This window comes from Ruegeria sp. F5 (genome assembly GCF_056533845.1).
This window is the reverse complement of sequence record NZ_JBQFOU010000002.1, coordinates 198,322-214,490: the sequence shown is the minus strand read 5'-3', so window position 1 is coordinate 214,490 and position 16,169 is coordinate 198,322. Positions and strand designations below refer to the sequence as shown.

The following is a 16,169-nucleotide window of genomic DNA, read 5'->3' as shown; positions in this document are numbered from 1 at the left end:
AGGTTGCGCATATGACTGACGCTCTTGCCATTCACCGCCTGCCGCGCGCCTTTGACCCGGCCCTTGGGGAAGAAACCCGGCTGCTGTTGCCCGATCTGACCGCAGAGCAGGGTGATCTGATTGCCGGAACCGCAGGCTCCAGCCCCTATCTGAAAGGCCTGATCGAGCGCGAGAAAGACTGGCTGCCGCAAGCGCTGCAAAACCCGGATCAGGCGCTGGCGGAGGTCATGGAGGCGGCGCGGGCCCTGCCGCCCGATCAGTTGAAGCCGGGGCTGCGGCAGGCCAAGCACCGCATGGCCTTGCTGACCGCATTGGCGGATATTGCCGGGGCGTGGCCGCTGGAAAAGGTGACAGCGGCGCTGGCCGATTTCGGCGCTCTGGCCGCGGATGTGGCCGCCAAGGCCGAGATCGCCGCACTGATCCGCCGCAAGAAACTGCCCGGCATGACCGAGGATGATGTCGAAACCGCCGCCGGGATGGTGATCCTCGCCATGGGGAAAATGGGCGCGCATGAGTTGAACTATAGCTCGGATATCGACCTGATCGTTCTGTTTGATGAGACGCGGTTCGACCCTGATGATTTCTACGAGGCCCGCCACGGCATGGTCCGCGCCACGCGCAATTTCTGTGCCACGCTCAGCGACAAGACGGCGGATGGCTATGTCTTCCGCACTGATCTGCGCCTGCGCCCAGATCCCGCTGTCACGCCGGTCTGCATGGCGATGGAAGCGGCAGAGCGGTATTACGAAAGCCTCGGCCGCACATGGGAACGCGCCGCTTACATCAAGGCGCGGCCCTGCGCCGGGGACATCGCGGCGGGGCAGCGGTTTCTGGACGCGCTGCGCCCATTTGTCTGGCGCCGCCATCTGGATTTCGCCGCCATTCAGGACGCTCACGACATGCGCCTGCGCATTCGCGAAAACAAGGGCACCGGGGGCGCTCTGTCGATCCCCGGCCATGACATGAAACTGGGGCAGGGCGGCATTCGCGAGATCGAGTTCTTCACCCAGACCCGGCAACTGATCGCAGGCGGTCGCGATCCCGATCTGCGCGTGCGCGGCAATGTTCCGGGGCTGGCAGCGCTGGCCGCCAAGGGCTGGGTGCCCGATGAGGTCGCCGCCAAGCTGACCGATCACTACCGCGCCCATCGCGAGGTCGAACACCGCATCCAGATGATCCACGATGCCCAGACCCACAAAGTGCCCAAATCCGAGGATGGGATCGAACGCGTCGCCTGTCTTATGGGCCTCAGCAGTGCCGAACTGACGCAGGACCTGACCCGACGCCTGATCGAAGTGCACGACCTGACCGAAGGCTTCTTCGCGCCCGGACCCGGCGCGCCCCGGGTGCCTGTGCAGGAAGTGGAGTTCGACCAGGGCATACTCGCCCGCTGGTCGACTTACCCGGCGCTGCGTTCGCAACGGGGCAGGCGCATCTTCGACCGTCTCAAACCCGAGCTTCTGTCGCGCCTCGCCAAAACGGCCCAGCCCGAAGAGGCGCTGATGGCGCTCGATGGGTTCCTTGCCGGGCTGCCCGCAGGCGTTCAGCTTTTCTCGCTGTTCGAGGCCAACCCCCATTTGATCGACCTGCTGATCGACATCGTCGGCACCTCGCACGCCCTGGCCTCGCACCTGTCGCGCAATGCATCGGTATTCGACGCGGTGATCGGTGGCAGTTTCTTCGCCGACTGGCCGGGGCAGGCGGCGCTGCAGGAAGAATTGGCGCAGGCGCTGGCGCAGGAATCCGACTACGAAACACAACTCGATTTCGCGCGCCGGTGGTGCAAGGAATGGCACTTTCGGATCGGCGTGCATCACCTGCGCGGATTGATCGACGGGGCGCATGCGGGGCGTCAATACGCCGATCTGGCACGGGCGGTCATTGCTGCGATCCTGCCGCATGTCACCGAGAATTTCGCGCGCAAGCACGGCCCCGCACCGGGGCGGGGGGCTGCGGTTCTTGGCATGGGGTCGCTGGGGGCAGGGCGCATAAACTCGCAATCCGATCTGGACATGATCGTGATTTACGACCCGCTGGATCAGGATATGTCCGACGGCCCGCGCCCTCTGGCAACCCGCACCTATTACGCGCGGTTCACGCAGGCACTGATTACCGCACTGTCCGCGCCGATGTCGCAGGGGCGGCTGTACGAGGTCGATATGCGCCTGCGCCCTTCTGGCAATCAGGGGCCGGTGGCGACCAGCTGGGCCAGCTTCACACATTACCAGCAGGAAGAGGCTTGGGTCTGGGAACACCTCGCCCTGACCCGCGCCCATGTGGTGGCGGGCGACCCGGCCCTGGCCAAGGATATCGAGGCGTTTCGGGCCGATTTCCTGTCCCACCCGCGCAACAAGGACAAGGTTCTGCGCGAAGTGGCCGAGATGCGAACCCGGCTGGCCGCCGCGAAATCGCCCGCCGGTGTGTGGGATGCCAAGAACGGCCCCGGTCGGATGATGGATATAGAACTGATGGCCGAAACGGGGGCCTTGCTGACGGGCATCCCGAAACGAGACGTGCAAGCCGGGCTCGACGGGGCCGTCGCTGCGGGTCTGTTGGATGTCGCGCAGGCGCAAACGCTGAAGGACAGTTACGACTTATGCTGGTCGGTGCAATGCGCCGCGCGGCTGCTGTCCGGCAAAGTGATCGAGGCCGACAAGATCGGCGAGGGTGGCTCGGCCTTTCTGTGCCGCGCCACCGGGTTCGAACGGGTGGACGAGTTGCAGGCCGCATTGCAGGACAGTTACACCACCGCCGCCGCGCTGATCGGCAGCGTGATCAAGGGGGGCGACGATGGCGCGCAGCACTGATCCCAACGATCCCAAGGGCCTGATCCGCGAGGCCTACCGCATCGACGGCATCGCCTTGCCCGAATGCCGCAGCATCTTTCTGGACTGGGCGATCAGCCTGCCGGACGGGCAGGACCAGAAACAGGCGCTGACCGATCTGCACGCGGCTTATTCCGCGCAGGATGCCGATCATCCGATGACGCAGGTGCTGGCCGAGGGGCTGCAAGCGGCACAAGCCCCGAAACGACGCGGCGGATGGCGCAGCCGTCCGCGTTAACAGGGGCTTTCCCACCGGGCGGTTCAGGACTATGAGGGCGTCATGACCCAAACCGCCGACCGCCCCCGTATCCGTCTGAAACCCAAAGCCAACGCGCGCGGGCTGCGCCATGGTTTTCCCTGGGTCTATGCCAACGACATCGTCACCGACCGCCGCACCCGCAAGATCTCCGCCGGGGCACTGGCCATTCTCGAGGATGACAAACGCGCACCCATCGCGCTGGTCGCGGTCAATCCCGACTCCAAGATCATGTGCCGCGTTTTGGATCGAAACCTGCAGGCCGGCCTGAACGCAGAGTGGTTCGAAACCCGTCTGCAAAGCGCGCTTGCGATGCGAGAGCGCCTGTTCGATGCGCCCTATTACCGCCTGATCCACGCCGAGGCCGATGGCTTCCCCGGCGTGATCATCGACCGCTTCGGCGATACCTGCGTCATCCAACCCAACGCCGCATGGGCCGAGGCGCATCTTGAAACGCTGACCGACGCGCTGGTCAAGGTGACGGGTGTTTCAAACGTGCTGAAGAATGCCTCGGGCCGCACGCGCGGGCTGGAGGGGTTGGACGACGTGAACCAAACCCTGCGCGGAACAACGCCCGATGCCCCTCTGCCCGTGCCCATGAACGGCGCGACTTACATGGCCGACCTGACGGGCGGCCAGAAAACCGGTCTGTTCTATGATCAACGCCCCAATCACGCCTTCGCCGCCCGGCTGGTTCATCCCGAGGCGCAGGTGCTGGACGTATTCAGCCATGTGGGCGGCTTTGCACTGGCCATGCTGGCCGGAGGGGCCGCGCAGGCGCTATCCGTCGACGGCTCCGCCGCCGCGCTGGACCTGGCGGCCAAAGGGGCAAAGGCCTCGGGCTGCGCCGATCGCTTCCAAACCCGCCAGGGAGACGCCTTCGACGTTCTGACCCAACTGGGCGAAGAGGGCGCGCAATTCGACGTGGTGATCTGCGACCCGCCTGCCTTCGCCCCATCAAAACAAGCGCTGGATGCGGGCCTGCGCGCCTACGAACGCGTGGCCCGTCTTGCTGCCCCCTTGGTCAAACCGGGCGGCTATCTCGGCCTCTGTTCCTGCTCCCACGCCGCCGATCTGGGCCGCTTCCGCGATGCCTCCTCGCGCGGGATTGGCCGTGCCGGACGGCAGGCGCAACTGATCCACACAGGCTTTGCCGGACCCGACCACCCGCAATTGCCGCAACTGGCCGAAAGCGGCTACCTCAAAGCCGTGTTCTACAGGCTGTGAAGGCGGTTCTGGACACCTGCGTCATCTACCCCACGGTGATGCGAGAGATGCTGCTGGGCGCCGCCAGTATTGGCCATTTCACCCCGCTCTGGTCTCAGCGTATCCTCGAAGAATGGGCCCGCGCCGCCCGCAAACTGGGTCCGCAGGGTGAGGCGCAGGCCCGCGCCGAAATCGCGCTGGTTCAGTCGCAATGGCCCAAGGCAGATCGCTCCGCCGCGCCGGGTCTGGAACAACGGCTCTGGCTGCCCGACAGCGCGGATATCCACGTTCTGGCCACGGCCATTGCCGGTTCGGCAGACATCATCGTGACGGTCAATGCCAAAGACTTCCCCAGAAACATCCTCGCGGAAGAGGGCCTTGGCCGGCGCGACCCCGACAGTCTTCTGCATGACTTCTGGCTCGCTGACCCGGAGGAGATGACAATCCTTGCAACCCGCGTTCTGCGAGAAGCCAACCGCCTGTCCGGCGATCAATGGACCCTGCGCGCCCTGATGAAAAAAGCCCGCCTGCCGCGTCTGGGCAAAGCCCTTTCGCAATAGGTGGGATCCCCTTCATCTGTCCAAAAATATCCCGGAGAGCGCGAGAGGCTGGCCTCTCGCTGCGCTGCCATCAGCCACCCGCCCAACGCTGCTCAAGCGCTTCCAACGCCGCAATCCGTTCTTCGGTTTTGGGGTGGCTCATCAACCAGGCGGGCACCATTCCGGCGCGTTGTTGCGTCAGGTCTTCCAGCTTATGAAACAAGGATTTCTGCGGCCCGATGCCGATCCCTGCCTTGGTCAGCAGGGCGGCTGCGTATTCATCCGCCTCATACTCATCGGCGCGTGACAGGCGCGAGGCCAGAAGCGATGTCAGCGCATTTGCGATCATTGCACCGACAAATGGGATAAACCGGTTCAAAACCATGATAAGCGCGGTCCGCAACGCGTTTTGTCCCGAAAAATCAATCATCCGCCGCCGCGCATGGCCCAGTGCCACATGCCCCAGCTCATGCGCGATCACGCTGGCCATCTCTTCGGCCGACACTTCTCCGTTGCGGAATTTGCGATAGAAACCGCGCGTTATGAATATCCGCCCGTCCGGCGCGGCCAGCCCGTTTACCGGGTCGATCTCGTAGATATAGACCGGCACCCGCTGCACATCCAAAGCAACCGCCAGTCTGTCCGTCATCCGTTTCAGCGCCGGGTCGGCAAGTTCGGTCGATTTGGCATCCAGTTCGCGATGCGTGCGCCAGACGGAAATCCGGTACATCACAAAGGCATAGGCGATGGCCAGCAGGATTGGGGTAAGGCGCAGCATGATTAAGATATGGGGCTTTGCGACGGGCAGGGCAATGGGTTTTACCAGATCAGGCCCCGCCGCCGGGTCAATCGTGCCCAGTTGCAAGTGTCGATGAGCAACACAATTGTATAAAATATCAAAAAATACCAAATGCTGTGATCTTGAGTCTTTACGGACCCGCGCAACCTGATATCGCGGGCGCATGGATCAGATCACACAGACTCATCAGCCCGCGATTCCTTACCCGCTTGCCGTGGGCGGGATGCTGTTCGCGTCGATCGGCGTCGGGCTGGTTCCCTATTTCAGTCGGGGCCTGACCGATCAGGGGCTGGCATCGCATGCCGTGTCCTTCTATCGCTATATTCTGGCGGCGGTGCTTCTGTTCCCGTTTCTGGTTCGGAGCAGATCCGCATGGCGCGAAATCCTGTGGGGTCTGGCTGCCGGTGCGTTTATCGGGCTAGGCTGGGTCGGCTACGTGACCGCGCTGAAATCGGTGCCCGCATCCACGGTGGGCGTGATTTACATGACGTATCCGGTGTTCACGCTGCTGATTGCCTGGGTATTGTTCAAAGACACTCCCAGCCGGCGCGGGCTGATCGCGGTTGGTCTGATCATTTTGGGCGCGGTTATCGCGGCCTCACCCGCCGCGGTCGGGCGAGAGCATCTGGTGACATTGCTGATTTCCCTTGCCGCCCCGTTTGGATTTGGCCTTGGCATCTGCGTTATGGTGCATCGCTTGTCACGCATCCCGCCGCTGGCCCGGCTGGCATCTGTCTCGCTGGGATCGGTTCTGGGGCTGATGCCGCTGGTGCTGAACTCGGACGCTGCCGAGATGATACCGCGCGACCGTTCGGATTGGATGCTCGTCGTCGGTATCGGCCTGCTGACCGCGCTTATTCCGCAACTGATCTTTACCATCTGCGCCCCTTTGATTGGCACCACGCGCACCGCTGTGAGTGGCAGCATCGAATTGCCGACCATGTTCGCGGTTGGTGTCTTTGCTTTTGGCGAGGTTATCAGCCCGGCGCAGGCCGTGGCCTGTGCGCTGATTCTGGGGGCGATCTTTCTGACCCAAAGCCGGGCGACACAACCGGCCCCGGCGGTGATGGCAAAGCCCGCCTAAGACGCGGACACCGAAAATCAGGCCTGACCCCGCGGGCCGGGCCTATCGCGTCAGTTCGCGCATCCCATGTTCCAGCCCGGCCAGTGTCATCGGCACCATGCGGTCCTCGAATATCTCCTGAATCATGCCGATGGAGTGGGTGTAGCCCCAGTATTTCTCGGGCACCGGGTTGATCCACAGGTTCGACGGCCACTGCTCACGCGCGCGTTGCAGCCAGACCTGACCGGCCTCCTGGTTCCAGTGCTCGTTTGCGCCGCCGGGATAGGCGATCTCGTAGGGGCTCATCGAGGCGTCGCCGACAAAGATGCATTTGTAGTCCCCGCCATAGGTGCGCAGGACCTCATGCGTGGGGGTCTGCTGATCCCAGCGGCGGCGGTTGTCGCGCCAGACGCCTTCGTACAGGCAGTTGTGAAAGTAGTAGTATTCCAGATGCTTGAACTCGGTCCGCGCGGCGGAAAACAGTTCTTCGACCACCTTGATATGCGGGTCCATTGATCCGCCCACGTCAAGGAACAGCAGCACCTTGACCGCGTTGTGACGCTCGGGACGGGTTTTGACGTCCAGATAGCCATGCTCGGCGGTGGCGCGGATGGTGCCGTCCAGATCCAGTTCGTCGGCAGCCCCTTCGCGCGCCCAGCGGCGCAGGCGTTTCAGGGCGACCTTGATGTTGCGGGTGCCCAGTTCAACCGTGTCGTCCAGGTTCCTGAATTCACGCTTATCCCAGACCTTGACCGCGCGCTGGTGGCGGCTTTCCTTTTGCCCGATGCGCACCCCTTCGGGGTTGTAGCCATAGGCCCCGAACGGAGAGGTCCCGGCGGTCCCGATCCACTTGTTGCCGCCCTGATGGCGGCCCTGTTGTTCCTTGAGCCGCTCGCGCAGCGTCTCCATCAGCTTGTCGAAGCCGCCAAGGGCTTCGATCTCGGCCTTTTCTTCCTCGCTTAGATGCTTCTCGGCCATTTTCGCCAGCCATTCGGCCGGGATATCCACGGCTTCCAGCACCTGATCGAAGCTGATCTGATCCAGCCCTTCAAAACTGGCGGCAAAGGCGCGGTCGAACTTGTCGATGTTGCGCTCGTCCTTCACCATCGACACGCGGGCGAGGTAGTAAAACGCCTCGACATCATAGGTGGCGAGGCCTTTTTTCATCCCCTCGAGAAAGGTCAGATATTCGCGCAGCGATACAGGAATGCCTGCATTGCGGAGATTTTCGAAGAACGGCAGGAACATCGCGTTATACCACCAGTCGGACCAGCACCATCGAGATTATGAGGCCGACCAGTGCAAAGGCAATGCCATACCCGGCGGCATATTGCGCCATGTCCGCCGCGTTGCCGTTGCGTTTGCGCGCGGTCAACGCGCCCAGGATTGCCCCGATCAGCGCCATTCCCAGAACCACTAACATATGTGTTTCATCCACCTCTGCTGCCGTTTGCCGGGGCTCGGGCCGCGACGTCCTGCGTCAGCGACTGTGCCACCAGATCCGAGCCGAAGCCGTAGCGCGCCCACCCCAGACTGTCCAGCCTGACCGAGCGTGCCTCTTGCGTTCGGCCCGCCTGCCGCAGCGCTTCGGACTTCAGCAACAGAAGCGTGGCGAGGATCGAGGCGTTCTCGGCCCGCGTCATAACGGTTATGGCCCGGTCCAGATCGGGCAGCACACGGGGGCCTTCACCCTGCGCCAGCGCATAGGCTGCGGTCTGGGTGGTGACATGTGCCTGATGTACCTCGGTGCCCGGTGCTGCGCGCAAGTATTGCAAGGCGATCTGAAACTGGCGCTGCGCCTCTTCGGGGTTATCGAACTGCACCATTCGGCCCATCAGATAGTAGGGATAGGCGCGGCGGTGGTCTGTCCAGCCCATCTGCTGACCGATCTGCGCCGCCATTTTGGCCGCCCGCATCTGCCGCGGAGAACCCGGCCCGGCCCCGACCGATTTCTGGATCGCGTCGATCCACTCCCGAGGGGTTTCCGAGAACGACTCTACCGGCAGGTTCTCGCCCCGTGGGTTCAACCGTCTGAGAACGCCGGGAATGACGGCGGCAACCTGTTCGCGGGTCATCCCAGTTCGCAGTTCGGGCGCATAGGCCGCCCGAAGGATCAGCATGTCGAAGCCGGTCAGAACGGTGTGGATATTGTCGTCGTTGAACACCGAATCCGGCAGGTGGTACAGGTCGTTCAGCGGCCCCAGCGCCTGCGCGATCTCTTCATGCAGGCAATCGCGCATTTCCTGCGGGCTGACGTCATATGGAATAAAGATACCCAGCCGCTCGCGTCGGCGCAGCTCGGTCCAGCTGCTTTTGGCCTTGCGCCTGTCGCGGCGATATTCTTCCAGGCTCGAGGCATTGGGAACGACAAAGCAGGCGGCGTTCGGCAGGACGCGGTGGATTTGCTCTTGGCTAACGGCCTCGACGGTGATGTTGGCCTGACCTTCGTCGATCTGGCGAATGTCGATCCCCGCTTCGCGCCGAATACGGTTCAGCAGGCGGGTCAGATCCCGCTGCATGCTTGGGGTCGGGGTTCCGGTCAGGCGCAGGGTAACGGGCGTTTCGAACCGGGTGAAGACGGGCAGGGGGGCACCGCTTTCAAGCTCGAAATGCAGCGAGACGAAATCGGCGGCGATGTTCCTGTTCGAACGGGCCGGAGCCATCGGATACGCGCGGGCGAAACTCTTGGCAGGGGGCAGCGATATTTCGGTGACGTTGACCCGGGTCGGAAGCTCAATCCGGTCCACCTGCGTACAGGCCGACAGCGCAGCCACCAGAAGGAATGCACCCCACCGCATCATGAGCGGTTGTACCGGATAAAGGGCGTCTTCTTGCCGATCCGGTCATACAATTGCCGGGCCGTGTGGTTGAAATCCTGCGTCAACCAATAGACCGAGGGCGCGCCCTGCCGGTCGGCTTCGTCATAAACCGCCTGGATCAGCGCCCGTCCGACACCGGTTCCGCGTGCTTCGGGGCGGGCGAACAGGTCTTGCAGATAACAGACGTTTTCCACCTTCCACGCGTGGCGGTGAAACAGGTAGTGGGTCAGGCCCACAAGCTGGCCGTCCTGTTCGGCCACGAAGCACGAAAAATCCTGCGGATCCTCGCCCAGCAGGCGCGAAAAGGTCGTGTCATAGACCTCATCCGGCACCGAGGTCTCATAAAACGCCAGATAGTCGTGCCACATCGCGGCCCAGGGTTCTTTGTCCTCGGGCCGCAGGGGGCGAATTGTCAATGTGTCGGCCAAGGGACGTCCTGCTCTGCTGTTTTGGTGCCGGGACCCGCGCGGTGGGCCATGCACAATGCTTGCATTCAGCCCGCCGTAAGGCAAGCCGTGATCCCCGCGCGCCGATCAGCCCTGCGTTACCGCTTTGACCGGGCCATGAAGGCCAGCCGTTCAAACAGGTGCACATCCTGTTCGTTCTTCAGCAAAGCGCCATGCAGTTTGGGCAACGCGTTCGCGCCGTCACGCTTGAGGTCCTCGGGCGTCAGATCCTCGGCCAGCAGCAGTTTCAGCCAGTCCAGCACTTCCGAGGTCGAGGGCTTTTTCTTCAGCCCCTGCGTTTCGCGGATTTCGTAGAACTGGGTCAGCGCGGTGGTCAGCAGCGCGTCCTTGATGCCGGGATGGTGGACCTCGACAATCCGGCGCATCGTGGTTTCATCCGGGAAACGGATGTAGTGGAAAAAGCAGCGGCGCAGGAAGGCGTCCGGCAGTTCCTTTTCATTGTTCGAGGTGATGATCACGATGGGACGGTGCTTGGCGCGGATCGTCTCGCCGGTCTCGTAGACATGGAACTCCATCTTATCGAGTTCCTGCAGCAGGTCGTTGGGAAATTCGATATCGGCCTTGTCAATCTCATCAATCAGCAGAACGACCTTTTCGTCCGCTTCAAACGCCTGCCAAAGCTTGCCCTTGCGGATGTAGTTCGACACGTCATGCACGCGTTCCTCGCCCAACTGGCTGTCCCGAAGACGGCTTACCGCATCGTATTCATACAGGCCCTGCTGCGCGCGGGTGGTGGATTTGACGTTCCACTCGATCATCTTCAGGCTCAGCGCCCCGGCCACCTGCCGCGCCAGTTCGGTCTTGCCGGTGCCGGGCTCACCCTTGACCAGCAGCGGACGTTCCAGCGTGACGGCTGCGTTCACGGCAATGGTCAGATCGTCGGTGGCGACATATTCGGCTGTGCCTTGAAAACGTGCGGTCATGGACCCCTCATATAGATTCGCGAGATGTGCGGGCTGAATTGTTGTTCCCGGGTTACAGAGAGCCAGGGTTTTTTACAACCCGGGCCCCGGCGTCGCGTTTGAAGAATTTCGCAGCGACTTCAAACCGTTTCGCTTGATTCGCGCGGGACCGGGTGCCGCATGGGTTGTAACGCGCCCCAAAATGGCCTGACAAAGTTCACAGAAAAACAAGGTTTTGTTTCTAAAAGTCTCATACTTAGACTGGTTCTTGTGACGGCGCGTCTGCGCTACGTTTGTGTAGTGACATTCCCACGCGCGTCGGATACATGCAGCGCAGAAGGGGGTGCCAAATGTCAGGTGAAACGACCGCAACCAACGACGTTTCTGGCCATACCGAGGGAGCAAGTATGAAGCAGGAAGTTTTTCTGCCGGAAGATTACCGACCGGCCGAAGATGAACCGTTTATGAACGATCAACAGCTTGAGTATTTTCGCCGCAAGCTGATGGATTGGAAAAATGAACTTTTAGCAGGCAGCCGCGACACGATCGAAGGGCTACAGGACAATACCCGGAACATTCCCGATGTTGCAGATCGGGCCAGCGAAGAAACCGATCGGGCACTGGAACTGCGCACACGGGACCGTCAGCGTAAGCTGGTCGCCAAGATTGATGCAGCCCTGCGGCGGATCGACGAAGGCGAATACGGATATTGCGAAAAGACCGGTGATCCCATCTCGCTGAAACGTCTCGACGCCCGCCCGATTGCCACCATGACGCTTGAAGCGCAGGAACGTCACGAGCGCCGCGAAAAAGTCCACCGCGACGATTGATCGCTGGGAAACTTGGTAAAACACAAACGCCGGGGCCTGTCGCTCCGGCGTTTTTGCGTTAAGCCGGTGCCATGAATATCGACGGGCTGAAATTCTGCGTCATCGGCGGTGGGATCGGAGGGCTGGCCGTTGCGCTGGCTCTGCGGCAATCCGGCGCTCAGGTCACGGTGCTGGAACAGGCCCCGGCCCTGACCGAGGTGGGCGCGGGTCTGCAGATCAGCGCCAACGGAATGTGCGTTCTGCGCGCGCTGGGTGTGGTGAGTGACGTTCCCCAAGCGGGGCAGAGATCGCATGGCACTCTGCTGCGGGACTACCGAAAGGGTCGCCTTATCAGCCGTCTGCCGGGCCCATCTGCTGGGCCGACCTATTACTACCACCGCGCCGATCTGCTGGACCTGTTGCACAAGGCAGCGCAACAGGCGGGCGTCGATATCCGTCTGGGTGCACGTGTCACGCAGGTGGTTAAACACCCCGGCGAGGCCGAGGTGAGACTGGACGATGGGGAAAGGCTGCGCGCCGAATGTGCCATCGCTGCGGATGGCGGGCGCAGCATCATTCGGCCCATCCTGAACGGACCCGAAGACCCGCAATTCACCCATCAGGTTGCCTGGCGCGCGACTATTCCCTGGGAACACCACGACGCAAACCCGAAAGCGACACTGACAATGGGTCCCCACCGCCACGTCGTGACGTACCCTTTGCGCGACCAACGCCTGTTGAACATCGTGGCAATCGAGGAACGCTCGGACTGGCACGAGGAGGGCTGGCGCCGTCCCGGGAACCCGGACGATCTGCGCGCGCGCTTTGCCGATTTCGGCGGGCCGGTTCGTGACATTCTCGCCAAGGTGGAACAGGCGCATCTCTGGGCTTTGTTCCTGCGCCCCGTTTCTGACAAATGGCAAAACGGGCGGCTGACGCTGCTGGGCGATGCGGCGCATCCGACACTGCCTTTTATGGCACAGGGGGCGTGTATGGCACTGGAAGACGCGTGGATACTGGCCCGGTCCTTCAAGGAACAACCCGGCGTAACCCGAGCGCTTGCCGCTTATGAACAAACGCGACGACCGCGCGCGCAGAAAGTCGTTGACGCCGCCAACGCCAATGCACGCAATTTCCACCTGACCGGAGCCACCCGGCTCGCGGCGCAGGCAGCCCTGACGGTCATCGGCCCACGACTGTCTCGGCGCTATGAGTGGATTTATCGGTACGACGCGACCGTCTGAGACCTCAGAGGTCCATATCGATCCAGACGGGTACGTGGTCCGAGGGCTTCTCGTGCCCGCGCACTTCTGAATCGATCCGGCAATCCCGCATCAGATCGGCGGCCTGCGGGGTCAGCAGGAAATGATCGATGCGAATGCCGTCGTTTTTGTTCCACGCCCCGGCCTGATAATCCCAGAACGAGTAATGCCCGGGCCCCTGCGTGCGCGCCCGAAACGCCTCGGTGAACCCGAGGTTCAGAATCTTGCGAAACGCGGCGCGGCTTTCCGGCCGGAACAACGCGTCCTCGCGCCAGTCATCCGGGCGCTTCGCGTCTTCGGCTTGCGGAATGATGTTGTAGTCCCCTGCCATCAGGGCCGGTTCTTCCGCCGCCATAAGATCACGGGCGCGATCATACAGACGCTCCATCCAGGCCAGCTTGTAGTCATATTTCGGACCGGGGACGGGGTTGCCATTGGGCAGGTAGAGCCCACAAATGTGCAGGGGCTTTTTACCGATGACAGTGGCTTCGATCCAGCGCGCCTGCTCATCCTCGTCATCCCCGGGCAAACCGCGCGTGACGTCTTCCAGAGGCAGTTTGGACAGGATCGCCACACCGTTAAAGCTCTTTTGCCCATGGGTTTCGACATTGTAGCCGCGATCTTCAAATATCTCTCGTGGGAAGTTCTCATCGACCGATTTGATTTCTTGCAGCAGCACAATGTCGGGCTGCGCATCGTCCAGCCAGCGGGGCAGGGCCTCGGCCCGCGCCTTGATGCCGTTGATGTTGAACGTGGCGATTTTCATGCGCGGTCCTCCGTTGGCCTGTGGCAACCTATCGCCCATACAAACCCCAGCGGCAAGTGGTGGGCGGGTTTGCGAGGCTCTGCCTCGCGCTCCGGGATATTTCTGGACAGATGAAGAAACGGATTTTTAACCATTTGGAGTGAAGAAGATCAGGCGGTACAGGCGGGGACGCCGATGACCGCGACAGGTGAAGCTCTCCGGCATACAAGCTGGGGAGCGGATCCCTGCTTCATCTGTCTAAAAATATCCTGGGGGCGTGGGGGCAAAGCCCCCACCGGCGCTACATCGAAAAGGACGTGCCGCAGCCACAGGAGGACGTGGCGTTGGGGTTCTCGATCACAAACCGCGCGCCGATCAGTTCCTGCGTGAAATCAATGACCGCGTTTTCCAGAAACGGCAGCGAAATTGAATCGACGATCACTTTCTGGCCCTTGCCTTCCAGGATCAGATCATCCTCTTTCGGGGTGTCCAGCGCGATTTCGTATTGAAAACCGGAACATCCGCCGCCTTCCACCGCGACGCGCAGGGCCTGGCCCTGATCTGCCGCGCCGATTTCGGCCAGACGATCAAAGGCGCGTTCTGTGACTGTCGGGGGCAGATTCATGCCGGTCTCCAAAGGTTTATTTCTGAACCACGGTACAATATATGAGACCTGACGACAGGCGACAAGGACAAGACGAGTGGAGCGAGCGGGTTTTGCCTCGGATCCGGGCCGCGCCAGAGGGCGTTTGGTGCCGGAAGAGGAGAGCAGTTTCCGGTCCTGCTTTCAGCGCGACCGGGACAGGATCATTCACGCAAGCGCCTTTCGGCGGCTCAAACACAAGACTCAGGTGTTTGTCGAGCACGAGGGTGACAGCTATCGCACCCGCCTGACCCATTCCATCGAGGTGGCGCAGGTGGCGCGCACGATTGCCGGGGCTTTGGGCCTGAACCCGGAACTGACCGAAGCGGTCGCATTGGCGCATGATCTGGGGCACACGCCGTTTGGTCATACGGGCGAGGATGCTCTGCATGCCTTGATGGAACCGTATGGCGGCTTCGATCACAACGCGCAGGCCATCCGGATCGTCACGAAACTGGAACGGCACTATGCAGAATTCGACGGCTGCAACCTGACATGGGAATGCCTTGAAGGCATCGCCAAGCATAACGGTCCGGTGCTGGGGGAACTGCCCTGGGCGCTGGCCGAATGCAATGGCGGCTTTGATCTGGAACTGCACACCCATGCCAGTGCCGAGGCGCAGGTGGCGGCGCTGTCGGATGACATAGCATATAACAACCACGATTTGCTGGATGGGCTGCGGGCGGGGCTCTTTTCGGATGATGAGATCGAGCAATTGCCCATCGTGGGCGACTGCTACGCCGAGGTGGATCGCAAATACCCCGGGCTCGATCCCTATCGGCGGCGGCATGAGGCGTTGCGCAGGGTGTTTGGCGTTATGGTCTCGGATGTCATCGACACATCCCGAAACCTGATCGAAACCTCGAGTGCGCAGTCGGTCGAGGATATCCGCAATCTGGGCTATCCGGTCGTGCAGTTCTCAGCCGAACTTTGGGCGCATTTGAAAGAAATCCGCGCCTTTCTGTTTGCCCGGATGTACCGCGCGCCCGCGGTGATGCAGGTGCGGGCCGAGGTCAGCAAGGTGGTGCAGGAGCTCTTTCCGATATATCTGAACGACCCGAGGCAAATGCCCGCGCGCTGGCATGCAGACATCGAAGCGGCAGAGGGCGAAACGGCGCTGGCCCGCATCGTGTCGGACTATATCGCGGGCATGACCGACCGGTTTGCCTTGCAGGACCACGCCCGCCTGACCGGCGATCACTCGATCGCGATATAGGCGATGGCCCAGACCTGTTGGCCCGCCTGTTCCTGAGCCAGGTCTTCGTCATCCGTGGGCGGGAACACGATCATCGTGGGGCCATAGCCACCGATCCCCATCGGCGCGCCGTCGGCGTGGGTCGCCACGATGGGTTGATGTGCCTCGATACTCTGCCACGGGATTTCCGCCTGATAGCCGTCCATCGCCATGGGTAGCGCGGATTTGCCCTCGGCACCGGCCATGGCCATCACCTCGGACAGCAGCGGCCCCGAGAAGGTATAGTCGCGCTGGTTGTCCGGCGGGCCGTAGGGGATCGTGATCCGGGTTTGCTCCAACCCGTCCAGCATCGTGGCGTCAAAGCCTGCCGCGCCGTCGTGGGTGACTTCGAGATAACCCAACAGGCCGCCGTCGTTCTCGCCACGCGCGGGCAGGTTGGTTGTCTCGATCGCGCCGCCGAGTGTCAGGATGACGTGCCCCTTGGGGGCCGGGATTTCGGCCCAAGCGGGCAGCGCGGTGGTCAGAAGCAGGGCAAGGGGCAGGGCGTGGCGCATGGCAGATCTCCGATCAGTCTGGTTGGCCGAGATTACCCGGCCCGCGCGCCAAACCAAGCTCAAACTTTAGGCGTCCATTGACCTT

Annotated in this window: 17 protein-coding genes; 8 read left to right on the top strand and 9 right to left on the bottom strand. The window is 62.2% G+C overall.

The features are described from left to right. Window positions 1–11 precede the first annotated feature (11 nt). The 4 genes from ACR0K1_RS03435 to ACR0K1_RS03420 are packed head-to-tail and all read left to right on the top strand — an operon-like array spanning window position 12 to window position 4,847. Complete coding sequence (locus tag ACR0K1_RS03435) at window positions 12–2,807, top strand: [protein-PII] uridylyltransferase family protein (RefSeq protein ID WP_480848766.1); 2,796 nt, start codon at window positions 12–14, stop codon at window positions 2,805–2,807. Continuing rightward, the gene (locus tag ACR0K1_RS03430; RefSeq protein WP_480613860.1) at window positions 2,791–3,063 is read left to right on the top strand and encodes a hypothetical protein; all 273 of its coding nucleotides are present in this window, start codon (window positions 2,791–2,793) and stop codon (window positions 3,061–3,063) included. The genes ACR0K1_RS03435 and ACR0K1_RS03430 overlap by 17 nt, the downstream gene beginning before the upstream one ends. A gap of 42 nt (window positions 3,064–3,105) precedes the next feature. Beyond that, window positions 3,106–4,308 carry an RSP_2647 family RNA methyltransferase gene (locus tag ACR0K1_RS03425; protein ID WP_480613862.1) on the top strand — a complete coding sequence of 401 codons (1,203 nt, stop codon included), beginning with the start codon at window positions 3,106–3,108 and terminating at the stop codon, window positions 4,306–4,308. Beyond that, on the top strand, window positions 4,305–4,847 hold the full coding sequence (locus ACR0K1_RS03420; protein ID WP_480613864.1) for an RSP_2648 family PIN domain-containing protein: 543 nt from the start codon (window positions 4,305–4,307) through the stop codon (window positions 4,845–4,847). The genes ACR0K1_RS03425 and ACR0K1_RS03420 overlap by 4 nt, the downstream gene beginning before the upstream one ends. Window positions 4,848–4,917: 70 nt before the next feature. Here ACR0K1_RS03420 and ACR0K1_RS03415 read toward each other — a convergent pair whose 3' ends face one another. Beyond that, a complete protein-coding gene (locus tag ACR0K1_RS03415) occupies window positions 4,918–5,604 on the bottom strand; it encodes a M48 family metallopeptidase (protein WP_480613946.1) in 687 nt (228 codons plus the stop codon). Window positions 5,605–5,788: 184 nt separating this feature from the next. Between ACR0K1_RS03415 and ACR0K1_RS03410 the strand changes: the two genes are divergently transcribed. Continuing rightward, window positions 5,789–6,709, top strand: a complete 921-nt coding sequence (locus ACR0K1_RS03410) for a DMT family transporter (RefSeq protein ID WP_480613866.1) — start codon at window positions 5,789–5,791, stop codon at window positions 6,707–6,709. Window positions 6,710–6,751: 42 nt separating this feature from the next. On the opposite strand, the gene ACR0K1_RS03405 is transcribed toward ACR0K1_RS03410, so the two are convergent. From ACR0K1_RS03405 to ACR0K1_RS03385, 5 genes are all read right to left on the bottom strand, one after another. After that, a complete protein-coding gene (locus tag ACR0K1_RS03405; RefSeq protein ID WP_480613868.1) occupies window positions 6,752–7,936 on the bottom strand; it encodes a vWA domain-containing protein in 1,185 nt (394 codons plus the stop codon). A gap of 4 nt (window positions 7,937–7,940) precedes the next feature. Further along, window positions 7,941–8,111 carry a hypothetical protein gene (locus ACR0K1_RS03400; RefSeq protein ID WP_480613870.1) on the bottom strand — a complete coding sequence of 57 codons (171 nt, stop codon included), beginning with the start codon at window positions 8,109–8,111 and terminating at the stop codon, window positions 7,941–7,943. Between the two features lie 7 nt (window positions 8,112–8,118). After that, window positions 8,119–9,489, bottom strand: a complete 1,371-nt coding sequence (locus tag ACR0K1_RS03395; RefSeq protein WP_480613872.1) for a DUF2927 domain-containing protein — start codon at window positions 9,487–9,489, stop codon at window positions 8,119–8,121. Further along, entirely contained in the window at window positions 9,486–9,935 is a 450-nt protein-coding gene (locus ACR0K1_RS03390) for an N-acetyltransferase family protein (protein WP_480613874.1), read from the bottom strand. The genes ACR0K1_RS03395 and ACR0K1_RS03390 overlap by 4 nt, the downstream gene beginning before the upstream one ends. Before the next feature lie 116 nt (window positions 9,936–10,051). Continuing rightward, window positions 10,052–10,897: an AAA family ATPase gene (locus ACR0K1_RS03385; protein WP_480613876.1), complete on the bottom strand. Its 846-nt coding sequence runs from the start codon at window positions 10,895–10,897 to the stop codon at window positions 10,052–10,054. A 386-nt stretch (window positions 10,898–11,283) separates the two neighbouring features. Here ACR0K1_RS03385 and dksA point away from each other — a divergent pair, with 386 nt between their 5' ends. Together dksA and ACR0K1_RS03375 are read left to right on the top strand one after the other, a co-directional pair. Next, on the top strand, window positions 11,284–11,706 hold the full coding sequence (dksA, locus tag ACR0K1_RS03380; protein WP_480613878.1) for an RNA polymerase-binding protein DksA: 423 nt from the start codon (window positions 11,284–11,286) through the stop codon (window positions 11,704–11,706). 71 nt (window positions 11,707–11,777) lie between these two features. Next, window positions 11,778–12,929 carry an FAD-dependent monooxygenase gene (locus tag ACR0K1_RS03375; RefSeq protein WP_480613880.1) on the top strand — a complete coding sequence of 384 codons (1,152 nt, stop codon included), beginning with the start codon at window positions 11,778–11,780 and terminating at the stop codon, window positions 12,927–12,929. A 4-nt stretch (window positions 12,930–12,933) separates the two neighbouring features. On the opposite strand, the gene xth is transcribed toward ACR0K1_RS03375, so the two are convergent. Next, the gene (gene xth / locus ACR0K1_RS03370; RefSeq protein ID WP_480613882.1) at window positions 12,934–13,713 is read right to left on the bottom strand and encodes an exodeoxyribonuclease III; all 780 of its coding nucleotides are present in this window, start codon (window positions 13,711–13,713) and stop codon (window positions 12,934–12,936) included. Between the two features lie 280 nt (window positions 13,714–13,993). Then, window positions 13,994–14,317, bottom strand: a complete 324-nt coding sequence (locus ACR0K1_RS03365; protein ID WP_480613884.1) for a HesB/IscA family protein — start codon at window positions 14,315–14,317, stop codon at window positions 13,994–13,996. A 76-nt stretch (window positions 14,318–14,393) separates the two neighbouring features. On the opposite strand from ACR0K1_RS03365, the gene ACR0K1_RS03360 reads away from it, so the two are divergent. After that, the gene (locus ACR0K1_RS03360) at window positions 14,394–15,551 is read left to right on the top strand and encodes a deoxyguanosinetriphosphate triphosphohydrolase (protein WP_480613885.1); all 1,158 of its coding nucleotides are present in this window, start codon (window positions 14,394–14,396) and stop codon (window positions 15,549–15,551) included. Here ACR0K1_RS03360 and ACR0K1_RS03355 read toward each other — a convergent pair. After that, a complete protein-coding gene (locus tag ACR0K1_RS03355; RefSeq protein WP_480613887.1) occupies window positions 15,533–16,084 on the bottom strand; it encodes a putative pterin-binding protein in 552 nt (183 codons plus the stop codon). The genes ACR0K1_RS03360 and ACR0K1_RS03355 overlap by 19 nt on opposite strands. Window positions 16,085–16,169: the final 85 nt, after the last annotated feature.